Source organism: Bacillus sp. AFS073361, assembly GCF_002567005.1.
GTDB lineage: Bacteria > Bacillota > Bacilli > Bacillales > Cytobacillaceae > Neobacillus.
In genome coordinates, this window is the sequence record NZ_NUZU01000039.1 from 587,589 (window position 1) to 599,688 (window position 12,100).

Genomic DNA, 12,100 nt, shown 5'->3' on the forward strand with positions numbered 1-12,100 from the left:
ACTTGTGATCATAGGATAAACCGTTTTAGTAAATCGATTTAGTAAATCGATTTATACATATTATAAACCTAGTGAAAGCGCTTTTGCAATAAAAAATTAAATTTTTTTTGGTGCCTGACACCAAAATTAGGATGGCTCCAAAAGAAGAACCCCCAAAATTATGGAGGCTCGTAAGTTTATCTGGATGCTATGGTATTAATAATATTTTCCCTGTGCTTTGCCGGCTTTCTAAATATCGGTGTGCCTCTTGTCCATCGCTTAGTGCAAAGGTAGTTGGTTTAGATACTTTAACTCTTCCTTCCGACATCCACCCGAACAGTTCGGTTGAACGAGCAATTCGTTCCTCTCGGTTGGTAAGCACATTCCATAGGTCTCCACCCGTCAATGTTTTGGACGTATCCATTAACATTCTTGGATCCACCAAAGCTGGGTCCCCTCCTGCCATTCCGTAAAATACTACCGTCCCGCCGATGCGAGTGACATCAAAACTGTCTTGAAGCGTTGAACCTACTGATTCATAGACCACATTGACACCCTTCCCATTTGTAGCTTCGAGTATTTGCCTTTTCCAATCATCCTTATACAAGAACACTTTATCCGCTCCTGCTTCCTCTGCCGCCTTCGCTTTTTCCAGGGACGAAGTTAAACCTATTACCGTTCCGCCCAGTAGTTTGACAATTTGAACCAGAAGCTGCCCGACCCCGCCCGCTGCCGCATGAACTAGTACGATATCATTCTTTTTTACGGAATAACTATCCTTTGTTAAATAATGAGCCGTTAATCCTTGTAATAGGACAGAAGCGCCTTCCGCAAACGAAATTGTTTCAGGCAGAGGGATCGCCTTTTCTACAGGGACTGCCACGAACTCTGCATTAGCATGTGGTACATCGGCAAAGGCAATAGGATCGCCAATGCGGATGCCTTGAACATTTGCTCCGACCTTTGCGACCGTTCCTGCCCCTTCATATCCTAAAATAAATGGAGGCTCCCCCTCGAGATGGTAGTTACCTTTTCTTCTATATATATCAGCAAAATTTAGGCCAATTGCTTTCATATTAAGGAGTATTTCATCCGGACCAATAGCAGGTTCGTTGATTTCTGAATACTTCAGTACCTCTGGCCCGCCAAACGTATTAAACACTAATGCTCTCATATCGATAACCTCATTCAAACTAATTTTTGCACTACACTTTTATTAAATAGAATTATGCTATGGATTGCAACTCGCTTTACCGGCAGGGCTCCCCATGAAGAAGAACCTCTCTCTCCTGCTCAGTTTTACTTTTGATAAATTACAATCCCCTACATTTTAACTTGCTTCACATCGCCGGGTAAGATACGCTTCATACAGACCACATGAACAAGGAGATATAAATATATGGATAGAAATAAATTTTCAGCAATTGCCCACCGCGACCATGCCTTTAGTAATCCAATCAGTGAAGACAAGATCATGAAGATGCTCGATATCATCTCTCCCAATGCAAAAGATAAAGTAATTGATATAGGAGCAGGAAAGTGCGAACTGTTAATCCGCTTGTTGGAAAATTATCAAGCAGCCGCTACAGCTATCGAATTGTATGAAGGGTCCATCGAGGAAGCAAAGCAAAAGGCACACGGCAGAATTCCTGAAGGCAGCATCGAATTTATTGTGGAAGATGCCGCCTCAGCAGTCAAAGGATGCGAGGAAGATGGGTATGATTTGGGGATTTGTATTGGTTCAACCCACGCATTAGGTGGAATGGAACCCACCTTACAGACATTAAAACGTCTAGTTAAGCAAAATGGTTACATTCTGATTGGCGAGGGATATTGGAAACAGACTCCAAGTCCTGCGTATTTAGAAGCGCTCGGAGGCGCTGATGAGTCGGAATGTAAAACCCATGCGGATACTGTTAAGGCTGGCGAGGAACTAGGATTAATCCCGCTTTGGTCTTATGTTGCCAACGATGATGATTGGGACGATTACGAGTGGCTTTATTCGATGTCCGTCGAGAACTATTGTCTTGAGAATCCAGATGATCCAGATTGTAATGCGATGTTGGAGCGGATTCGAACATGGCGCCGGACCTATTTGACCTGGGGCAGGGATACGTTGGGATTCGGCCTGTATTTGTATCGGAATAACAAAAACAAATAATACCTTACAAGCCTTATATACCAAGGCTTCAACCCTATTTAATCAAACGTTTGATTAGTTTTTCAGCGGTATTTTCCGACCTTTTTTAATCAAACGTTTGATTAGTTTTTCCTCAAAAAAATTTCTCACACCAGAAAAATCCTTTAATACTAAGGTCTCGCCCCCATTTAATCAATCGTTTGATTAGTTTTTTCAAAAATACCCTATCCCTCATAAATCTATATATCTCAAGGCTTCAGCCCTTTTTAATCAAACGTTTGATTAGTAACCACAATTAGACTTATAAAACCACATCTGTTACACTAATATAGTTACCCAGGGTAATTATTACTCTAGCTAACTATTCGACTTATTCGAGGTGATTTAAATAAAGACTTCACAAAAATTCTTTCATCAATTATTGATGCTTTACCGCCCGTTCGAAAATAAATTGAATTTCCATTTGGCTGAGCATCAACTTCACAGAGCTCAATGGTCTATTTTTCACTGCTTATCCAATAATGGACCTGCTACACTTGTGGATCTTTCTCATTATTTATATGTAGAAAAACCCACAGTTACTAGGACTATTAATCGATTAGAGGAACTGGGCTATGTCGAACAGGTTCCTAGCCATGATAAACGTGAAAAGCGGATACAGCTGACTGAACTAGGAAAAAAAGTATATATAGAAGTTCGTGTCACGATTGATCAGTTTGAAAATGACATCTTAAAAGGTATCTCAGAACACGAACAGCTTGAAACCATCCAGATTATGGGGATCATTCGAGATAATATTATTAAGTAAGGGGTTTAATAACGTGAATCAACCAAGAGCTAAACTTTGGACTAAAGATTTTACGATTGTTTCCGGGGTCAATTTTTTCGTCACTTTAGTCTTTTATTTATTAATTGTCATCATTGGTGTCTATGCAGTAGACGAATTTCATGCTTCCACAAGTCAAGCAGGTCTTGCCACAGGAATCTTTATTGTTGGTTCATTAATTGGCAGGTTTTTGATCGGTAGATTTATTGAGTCTATTGGAAGGAAGAGAACATTAATCACTGGTTCCATCCTTTTTATTTTCACACTTCTTTTATATTTTCTGAATTTCGGGATTACCTTCCTGCTTATAACACGACTATTCCATGGGATTGCAGCCGGAATGGTTGGTACAGCAACAGGAACGATCGTGGCCCAGATTATCCCTGCTTCACGGAAAGCTGAAGGAATTGGCTATTTCAGTATGAGCGCAACATTGGCTACCGCAATTGGCCCATTCATTGGCCTATACATGACCCAGCATACGGACTTTCAAATGATATTTATTTTCTCCCTTGTAATAGGGATCATTAGTTTAGTCACAGCGTTCTTTGTAAATGTGCCTCAATTAGAAGGAACACCCCAACCAACTGAAACAAAAGGATTTAAACTTTCTAATTATATTGAGCCCAATGCATTGCCAATTGCAGTTATTACATTAGTAGTAGCTTTTTGTTATTCCAGCGTTCTTTCATTTATTAACTTCTATGCAATAGAAATTGACCTAGTAAGCGCGGCAAGTTTCTTTTTCTTAGTTTATTCTATTGCCGTATTGTTATCACGCCCCCTTACCGGCCGTATAATGGATTTAAAAGGGGCAAACTATATTATGTATCCATGTATTATTGCCTTTGCCGTTGGTTTGTTTCTGCTTAGCACCGCAAACATCAGCATTATTTTATTAGCAGCAGGAGTATTAATCGGCCTTGGTTTCGGTAACTTGCAATCAAGTACCCAAGCTATAGCAGTAAAACTAACTCCTCCCCATCGGATGGGATTGGCCACTTCCACATTCTTTATCTTTCTTGATGCGGGTCTGGGGTTCGGTCCATACATCCTCGGGTTTATTATACCGTTAACAGGCTATCGTACTTTGTATGTCATTTTAGGTGCAGTCGTTCTCGCATCGATGGTTCTTTACCACTTCCTGCACGGTAAGAAAGAACTTCCAAGAAGAACCAGGGTGAATGAACCAACACCTGGCACTCATTGATTCCTAGCACCACCCTTCAGGCGGCAGACATAAAACCCGTCTTAAGCAAATATGATTAACATAAGAATCCTAAATAAAGGGGTCGGTAAATTTGATGATTTTTAATAAAATTGCATTATCCTTCGTAGTTTTCTTTTCCATCAGTATGATCATAAATACTTATTTAGGAGAAAAGGAACAGATTCAATCGGATGTTATTTATTTTGTGATGAACGGGTTTGCATATATTGTATCTGCATTAGAAGTAGAAAAAGAAGAACAGGGGTTAGAAACTGCATAAACTTTACAAATATAGTTCCTTTTCCCCCTTGAAACAAAAGGAATATTCTGATATATTTACTATTAATTATATATTTTTCTTACTTCAATACTTTTGAAGTGAGGATAGAGGTGCAAAGACCATTAGTACACAACTGGAGGATAATGAGGTCCAACGATGGTTGTAGAAAGGGGAATTTGCCGAAGTTTCATTGATTCTCATGATCATGAAGCTGGTTCTGCTATTGAATAAATACAGAACTGTCATATAGGAGACTATATGGAGGGCTATCTTACGCACGGGAACTTAGTTTTATTTATGTTTCTACTGCAACAGTGAACCCTCACTGTTGCTTTTTTGCGTTGAATTTTGAATGGCCTTGCCCACCTCTAAATTTTATAAAAATTTATTAAAAGGGTGAGAAAAAATGAATTTTGGCCAAGTTTTAACCGCAATGGTTACACCATTTGATCAAAATGGCGAGGTTGATTTTAACGCAGTAAGAAGATTAGTAGATTATTTAATTGAAAATGGGACGGACGGTCTCGTCGTTGCCGGTACAACCGGTGAATCTCCAACTTTAACGACGGATGAAAAAATCGCTTTATTTAAAGCCGTTGTCGTCGCAGCGAGAGGAAGAGTCCCAGTTATTGCTGGCACTGGCTCGAATAATACACGGGCATCTATCAGTTTAACAAAGCAAGCTGAAGAAACAGGTGTAGACGGGATCATGCTCGTTGCTCCATACTATAACAAACCTTCCCAAGAAGGTATGTATCAACATTTCAAAGCAATCGCTGAATCTACATCATTACCGGTTATGCTTTATAATATCCCTGGTCGAAGTGTGGTCAATCTATCCGCAGAGACCATTGTTCGCCTATCCCAAATCGAGAATATTGTTGCTGTTAAGGAAGCAAGCGGCAACCTGGATGACATGGCTTCTATTATTAGCCAAGCCCCTAGTGATTTTACCCTTTATAGTGGGGATGACAGCTTAACATTGCCGGTTTTAGCGATTGGCGGTGCTGGAGTTGTATCTGTTGCTTCCCATGTAATTGGCAATGAAATGCAAGAAATGATAAATCATTTTAAAAATGGACGCGTCCAAGAAGCGGCTCACTCTCATCGCCAACTGCTTCCTCTTATGAAGGCATTATTTACGGCTCCTAATCCGGCCCCAGTAAAAGCAGCCCTGAACATGAGCGGGGTGCAGGTTGGTGGACTTCGATTGCCATTGCTGCCTTTGAGTCACGATGAAGAAATGGCATTGCAAGTGGTTTTACCTGGACACCAAGTCAAAACATTAATTTAAATGCTTGTAGGCTGTCAACACATAGGGAATTTTGAATTCCGTACTGTTGACAGCCTTTTATTTTTCGGACCCTGACTGAAATTTTTCACTTTCCCTTTCCAATAAAGTCCAACCAAAAGGGCATACTATTCATATTTACATGGAATAGGGAGGATATTTACTTGCAAACCAATAATCAGCAATTATCCATTTTTGCTTTAGGCGGTATCAATGAAATCGGAAAAAACATGTATGTGGTTCAATATGCAGACGATATTTTTATTATTGACTGCGGCGGGAAGTTTCCAGATGAGAGTTTATTAGGAATTGATTTAATTATCCCTGATATTACTTATTTGGTAGAAAATCAGGAGAAAATCCGTGCTTTAATTGTCACTCATGGACATGAGGACCATATTGGCGGGATTCCGTATATATTAAGAAAATTGAACGTTCCTATTTACGCTACCCGCTTTACCTTGGGCCTGATTGAATTAAAAATTGACGAACACAGGTTGAATGGCAACACGAAACTCGTGACGATTGATTCAGATTCCAAGCTTGAGTTTGGAGAAACAACCGTTTCCTTCTTCAGAGTAAGTCACAGTATCCCGGATTGTCTCGGCATTGTTTTTCATACTCCTGAGGGGAATGTCGTTCATACTGGGGACTTCAAATTTGATTTAACACCAGTGAATAATCAACATTCTGATATTCATAAGATGGCTGATATTGGTGAGCAAGGTGTCTTAGTTTTAATATCAGAAAGTACCAATGCCGAGCGTAAGGGGCTAACGCCATCCGAGCAAATGATTGGTGGCACTTTAGATGAAGCCTTCATGAAAGCAGAAGGAAAAATCTTTATATCTACGTTTGCCTCGAATGTAAATCGTGTCCAGCAGGTCGTCGCCTCTGCCATAAAATCCAATCGAAAGATCGCCCTGCTTGGCCGTAGTATGGTAAATGTCGTTTCTGTTGCGATAGAGCGCGGGTATTTAAACGTGCCAGAGGGAATGCTCATCGAAGCACGGGATGTTGACCAACTGGCGCCGGAAAAGGTTGCCATCCTATGTACTGGGAGTCAGGGGGAACCTATGGCCGCCCTTGCGCGACTGGCAAGCGGAAACTACCGGGATGTTTCCATTTATCCTGGGGATACAGTTATCTTAGCTGCCTCCCCAATACCGGGCAATGAAAAAAATGTGTCGAGAATCATCGACAACTTATTTCAATTAGGTGCTAAAGTGATCTATGGCTCGGGTAGTTCAACGGGCATGCACGTTTCAGGGCACGGTTATCAGGAAGATTTAAAGCTCATGCTTACCTTAATGAAACCAACCTATTTTATTCCGATTCATGGTGAATATCGAATGCTGCATCATCACCAGATGTTAGCAGAGTCTGTGGGCGTAGAAAAGGGAAATACATTTATTATTAAAAATGGTGATGTGGTTGATATCGAAAATTCCGTTGCCCGTCAGACCCGGTCCATTCCAGCTGGGGATACGTATGTTGACGGGATGGGCGTTGGCGATGTTGGGGACATTGTGCTCAGGGACCGGAGGCAGCTTTCTGAAGATGGAATGCTCGTAATTGTGATTACCATTAGTAAAGGAGACCGGAAGATTATTTCTGGGCCTGACACGATTACCCGCGGGTTCGTCTATGCCCGTGACTCAGACCAGCTCCTCAAAGAGATTAACCGCCTTACTAAGAAAACCATTAATGACCTCCAAACTGAAAATATCCGCCAATGGAATGTCATGAAACAAAACATCAAGAAAAGCGTCGGACAATACGTATTCGCCCAAACAAAAAGAAAACCGATGATTCTCCCTATTATAATTGAAATATGAAAAAGGGTGTCAGGCACCATGTGAAAAAATTTCACATGGTGCCTGACACCCAATGTTTTAATTGTTTTAATTACCTTCATTTTTAACCTGTTGGTAATTTTATTTTATCTAGTATAGTGGTGAGATAGTTTTTGACTGTGTTGATTTTTGTATGTTCTTTGAGGTGGTGTTGGCGGATTACTTCCATATCTTGTTTTTGGTCAATGGGGTCTTCATCAATTAGTTCGGCGTTATAAATTTTATCCCCGTTATGAATGCTGCGAATGGAATTGGCTAGTTCATCACTAGGGCTATCCTTCAATAAAAACCCTCTTACCTCCGCCCGTAATGCACGACGATAATATCCACTTCGCGCAAAGGTAGTTAGGATAATCACCTTGCAGCCAAATGACTTTAATGCTTCTGCTGCCTCTAGCCCACTCATTTCAGGCATCTCTATATCCATAATACAAACATCAGGCTGAAGTTGATGCACTAGTGAAAGCGCCTCTTCCCCATTGCTCGCCTGACCGACCACTTCCATATCTTCTTCCAAATTCAAGAGAGAACCCATTGCTCCAAGCAGCAGTTCCTGATCCTCTGCAATAACGATTCGAATCATGTAAGCTCTCTCCTTATCCGGCAGTTGTTATGTAAATAACAACTCCCCTTAATGAAGGGGAGCTAGCCTGTTATAATGGGACCCTTAGTTGTTAAATTTCCGGTTTCACTTGTTGGACAGTGAACTTTTTCTTTGCTAAAACTCTAACTTCTTTAAAGGTTACAAAGTTTTTTTGTTCTTCATCCCATAAACGGAAGCGAAGAGACTTTAAGCTTGTAGCAAGGGTAATTGTTGGAACCTTTTGTAATGGAGGCGTGTTTTTATGTGCCTCTTCCAATTTATAGTTAGGTACTCTTGGGCTTAAATGGTGCACATGATGAAAGCCAATATTTCCAGTTAACCATTGCAATACTTTTGGAAGTTTATAGAATGAACTTCCTTCTACTGCTGCTTTCACATATTCCCACTCTTTATCTTCTTCAAAGTAAGAATCCTCAAACGTATGCTGTACGTAGAACAGCCATACACCTAATGCGCCTGAAATCATGAAAATTGAGCCTTCAACTAAGAGAAATGACTGCCATCCGATAGCCAAACAAAGCAAACTGATTAAGGCTACAATGAGCATATTGATTAAATATGTGTTATTACGTTCTTTTCTTTTTGCACCTTTACGATTAAAACGATTCTTAAGAAGGAACACATAGATCGGACCCAACCCAAGCATTACCAAAGGATTGCGATAAAAGCGATAAGCCAAACGAAGTTTTAGTGGTGCTGCTAAATATTCATCTACTGTTAATGTCCAAATATCTCCTGTACCTCGTTTATCCAAGTTCCCACTTGTAGCGTGGTGAACGGCATGTTCATATCCCCATTTATCGAACGGGAAGATCGTTAGTACCCCCATCATCGTGCCAACGATTCGATTCGTGCGCCGGCTTTTAAAAAAGGAATAATGGGTGCAATCATGAAAGATGATAAATATCCTTGTGAGAAATCCTGCAGCAAGGATGATTGGTACGAGTGCTAACCAATAGGAAACGGATAGGCTCAAATAGCCAAGGTACCATAAGGCAATAAATGGTACGACCGTATTAATAATCTGCCATACGCTTTCTTTTGTCGTTGATTTTTCAAAGGGAGCCACTTGTTTTTTTAGAGTCTTCGTATTTTGTAAGGTCATTTTTTGAATTCCCTTCCTTCTTCGTGTCGTTATATCAAAGTATAGAGAAACAAGTTTGTCCTTGTTAGTAGCAGGTGTCATGTGCAGGGTATGACAAATGTCACATTACAATAATATTTTTCAGCAAATTGGTGCCTGACACCAGATATACCAACACTTCTGGTGTCAGGCACTTTTTTTGAAATAATTTTAAAAATTATTTTGGGTGAATGGTGTATTTCCAGTATAATGGAGCGTATTCAGTTTATGCATATGATATTTCTTCGCGAGAAATCCTAAAGGTAAGCCGGATAATACTAATAAATGAGGTTAATACATGAGTAAAGTAAGTTTTGCGGATTATCATTTAAGTGACGAAATCACAAGAGCACTGACCATTTTAAAATATGACACACCTACCGAGGTCCAAACCGAGGTCATTCCCTTGGCATTGAAGAATCAAGATCTGGTTGTAAAATCGCAAACGGGCAGTGGTAAGACGGCTTCCTTCGCGATCCCTGTTTGCAACATGATTAACTGGGAAGAAAGAAAGCCACAAGCATTAATTCTTACCCCGACGAGAGAACTTGCGGTTCAAGTACGCGAGGATATCACGAATATTGGCAGGTTTAAACGGATTAAGGCCATGGCCGTTTATGGGAAAGAACCTTTTTCAAAGCAAAAAGAAGAACTGCAGCAGAAAACGCATGTCGTCGTCGGAACACCCGGACGCGTCATGGACCATATTGACAGAGAGACCCTCATTCTTGATGAAATAAAGTATCTTATTATCGATGAAGCAGATGAAATGCTTAATATGGGGTTTATCGACGAAGTCGAAGCGATCATAAAAGAACTTCCTTCCAACCGAGTCACCATGGTCTTCTCGGCTACCTTACCGGAGGATGTTGAAAACCTCTGCCATAAATATATGAAAAATCCAGTAAATATCGAAATTGCATCAGCCGGGGTCACGACAGATACGATTGAACATCTGTTAATCGAGGTCAAGGAAGCAGACAAACTTTCCCTGCTCAAAGATGTAACGGTTGTCGAAAATCCAGATAGCTGTCTTATCTTTTGCCGGACAAAGGAACATGTCGATACCGTTTATTCCGAATTGGAAGAATCGAATTATTCTTGCGAACGACTTCACGGCGGATTAGAACAACAAGATCGATTTGCGGTAATGGATGGCTTCAAAATGGGAAATTTCCGCTACCTCATCGCCACAGATGTGGCCGCACGCGGAATTGATATTGATAATGTCACCCTCGTCATCAACTATGACGTCCCAATGGAAAAAGAAAGCTATGTCCACCGCACTGGAAGAACCGGTCGAGCCGGCAATGAAGGAAAAGCGATTACCTTTGCCACGCCATTTGAAGGGAAATTTGTTCGGGCGATTGAGCGCTATATTGGCTTTGAGATTCCGAAAGTTGAGGCTCCAAAACCAACTGAAGTTGCAAAGGGAAGAGACGCATTTGTAGAAAAAAGCGGCGGCCGCCGTGTCGTCAGAAATAATAAAACCGCTCGGATTAACCAAGGTATCATGAAGCTCCATTTCAACGGTGGAAAAAAGAAGAAGATGCGCGCAGTCGATTTTGTTGGGACGATCGCAAAAATCCCTGGTGTCACAGCCGAGGATATTGGCATTATCACCATCCAGGATCAAATGACCTATGTTGATATTTTGAATGGCAAGGGCGCACTCGTCTTACAGGCAATGGAGAATGCCACCATTAAGGGAAAGAAAATTAAAGTTAGCAAAGCCCTAAAATAACATTTTACTTAGAGCGATTAACCATGATAATTGTTCTTTTCATTTGTACCCTAACATAAAATGCCCTCTGTTCTGGTATGCAGTAGTTGCTCCTAATTTAATTGTTACTGGCTCTGTTGCGAGACAATATGATTGTATTTCTAGTAATTTGGATACCGCTATCGGGCGGTATTCTTTTTTTCATCTTACATAAGAGGATAATTTTTGAAGAAAATAACGGTATTACTGTTCTTAGGAGGCAATATTTTGCTAGAAAAAGCTTTCATTAAGACACGGCTGATTTTTATTGTACTTTTTGTTGTATTCATCACCACTAGTGAACAAAGTAATGACGTACTAGCATTTACAAGTCAAGTGCTCCAAAGGGGCTCATCGGGAGAAGATGTTATTGAGTTGCAGTCACGACTCAAATATAACGGCTTTTATACAAGTAATATTGATGGTGTATTTGGCTGGAATACCTATTGGGCCGTACGGAATTTTCAAGACCAATTTGGTCTTCCAGTAGATGGAGTTGTAGGAGCTAAAACAAAGGCAGCTATTGTGAAAGCAACAAAGTATGAAAAAACTAATTCATCAGGTAACAATTCAGCTAATGTCACAGGCAATTTCTCACAAAATGATATTCAATTGATGTCAAACGCTGTTTACGGGGAATCACGTGGTGAGGAATACACAGGGCAAGTCGCTGTTGCAGCAGTTATCTTGAATCGGGTCAGCCACTCATCGTTTCCAGATACAGTTGCAGGTGTCATCTATCAACCAGGAGCCTTTACTGCCGTGGCAGATGGACAAATTAATTTAACACCCAATGAGACTGCGAAAAAAGCAGTTATGGATGCCATCAACGGCTGGGATCCTAGTGGCGGAGCCATATATTACTTTAATCCTGATACCGCGACAAGTGGTTGGATATGGAGTCGGCCACAAATCAAAAGGATTGGTAAACATATTTTTTGTAAATAGTGAATGTAAAAAAAAAAAACGACTTAGAAGTTGTAAGAAACTTCTAAGTCGTTTTTTATGATGGGCCTAAATGGACTCGAA

At 40.6% G+C, this 12,100-nt stretch carries 11 protein-coding genes and 1 riboswitch; of the genes, 8 read left to right on the plus strand and 3 right to left on the minus strand.

The window, feature by feature from the left end:
* Positions 1–187: 187 nt before the first annotated feature.
* Complete coding sequence (locus COJ96_RS23095; protein WP_098576122.1) at positions 188–1,153, minus strand: quinone oxidoreductase family protein; 966 nt, start codon at positions 1,151–1,153, stop codon at positions 188–190.
* Between the two features lie 225 nt (positions 1,154–1,378).
* Here COJ96_RS23095 and COJ96_RS23100 point away from each other — a divergent pair, with 225 nt between their 5' ends.
* The 6 genes from COJ96_RS23100 (at position 1,379) to COJ96_RS23125 (ending at position 7,564) form a co-directional block, all read left to right on the plus strand.
* Positions 1,379–2,140: an SAM-dependent methyltransferase gene (locus COJ96_RS23100; RefSeq protein WP_098576123.1), complete on the plus strand. Its 762-nt coding sequence runs from the start codon at positions 1,379–1,381 to the stop codon at positions 2,138–2,140.
* A 367-nt stretch (positions 2,141–2,507) separates the two neighbouring features.
* Positions 2,508–2,927, plus strand: a complete 420-nt coding sequence (locus COJ96_RS23105) for a MarR family winged helix-turn-helix transcriptional regulator (protein WP_098576124.1) — start codon at positions 2,508–2,510, stop codon at positions 2,925–2,927.
* A 13-nt stretch (positions 2,928–2,940) separates the two neighbouring features.
* Positions 2,941–4,155: an MFS transporter gene (locus COJ96_RS23110; protein WP_098576125.1), complete on the plus strand. Its 1,215-nt coding sequence runs from the start codon at positions 2,941–2,943 to the stop codon at positions 4,153–4,155.
* Positions 4,156–4,249: 94 nt separating this feature from the next.
* The gene (locus COJ96_RS23115; RefSeq protein ID WP_251463336.1) at positions 4,250–4,435 is read left to right on the plus strand and encodes a hypothetical protein; all 186 of its coding nucleotides are present in this window, start codon (positions 4,250–4,252) and stop codon (positions 4,433–4,435) included.
* 97 nt (positions 4,436–4,532) lie between these two features.
* Positions 4,533–4,712: riboswitch (Lysine riboswitch) on the plus strand.
* Positions 4,713–4,841: 129 nt separating this feature from the next.
* A complete protein-coding gene (gene dapA, locus COJ96_RS23120) occupies positions 4,842–5,729 on the plus strand; it encodes a 4-hydroxy-tetrahydrodipicolinate synthase (RefSeq protein WP_098576127.1) in 888 nt (295 codons plus the stop codon).
* A gap of 161 nt (positions 5,730–5,890) precedes the next feature.
* Positions 5,891–7,564, plus strand: coding sequence for a ribonuclease J (locus tag COJ96_RS23125; protein ID WP_098576128.1), 1,674 nt, complete (start codon positions 5,891–5,893; stop codon positions 7,562–7,564).
* 82 nt (positions 7,565–7,646) lie between these two features.
* On the opposite strand, the gene COJ96_RS23130 is transcribed toward COJ96_RS23125, so the two are convergent.
* Positions 7,647–8,165, minus strand: a complete 519-nt coding sequence (locus tag COJ96_RS23130; RefSeq protein WP_098576129.1) for a response regulator — start codon at positions 8,163–8,165, stop codon at positions 7,647–7,649.
* Between the two features lie 91 nt (positions 8,166–8,256).
* The gene (gene desA / locus COJ96_RS23135; RefSeq protein WP_098576130.1) at positions 8,257–9,291 is read right to left on the minus strand and encodes a Delta(5) desaturase DesA; all 1,035 of its coding nucleotides are present in this window, start codon (positions 9,289–9,291) and stop codon (positions 8,257–8,259) included.
* 316 nt (positions 9,292–9,607) lie between these two features.
* On the opposite strand from desA, the gene COJ96_RS23140 reads away from it, so the two are divergent.
* Positions 9,608–11,053 (plus strand): DEAD/DEAH box helicase, encoded by a 1,446-nt coding sequence (locus COJ96_RS23140; protein WP_098576131.1) that lies wholly within the window; start codon positions 9,608–9,610, stop codon positions 11,051–11,053.
* Positions 11,054–11,299: 246 nt separating this feature from the next.
* Positions 11,300–12,019, plus strand: a complete 720-nt coding sequence (gene sleB / locus COJ96_RS23145; protein ID WP_098576132.1) for a spore cortex-lytic enzyme — start codon at positions 11,300–11,302, stop codon at positions 12,017–12,019.
* Positions 12,020–12,100: the final 81 nt, after the last annotated feature.

Excerpts from the sequence above, each read along its gene's own strand:
- COJ96_RS23095 (WP_098576122.1), bottom strand. The coding sequence starts at position 1,153 with ATGAGAGCATTAGTGTTTAATACGTTTGGCGGGCCAGAGGTACTGAAG.
- COJ96_RS23100 (WP_098576123.1), top strand. The coding sequence starts at position 1,379 with ATGGATAGAAATAAATTTTCAGCAATTGCCCACCGCGACCATGCCTTT.
- COJ96_RS23115 (WP_251463336.1), top strand. The coding sequence starts at position 4,250 with ATGATTTTTAATAAAATTGCATTATCCTTCGTAGTTTTCTTTTCCATC.
- dapA (WP_098576127.1), top strand. The coding sequence starts at position 4,842 with ATGAATTTTGGCCAAGTTTTAACCGCAATGGTTACACCATTTGATCAA.
- COJ96_RS23130 (WP_098576129.1), bottom strand. The coding sequence starts at position 8,165 with ATGATTCGAATCGTTATTGCAGAGGATCAGGAACTGCTGCTTGGAGCA.
- desA (WP_098576130.1), bottom strand. The coding sequence starts at position 9,291 with ATGACCTTACAAAATACGAAGACTCTAAAAAAACAAGTGGCTCCCTTT.
- COJ96_RS23140 (WP_098576131.1), top strand. The coding sequence starts at position 9,608 with ATGAGTAAAGTAAGTTTTGCGGATTATCATTTAAGTGACGAAATCACA.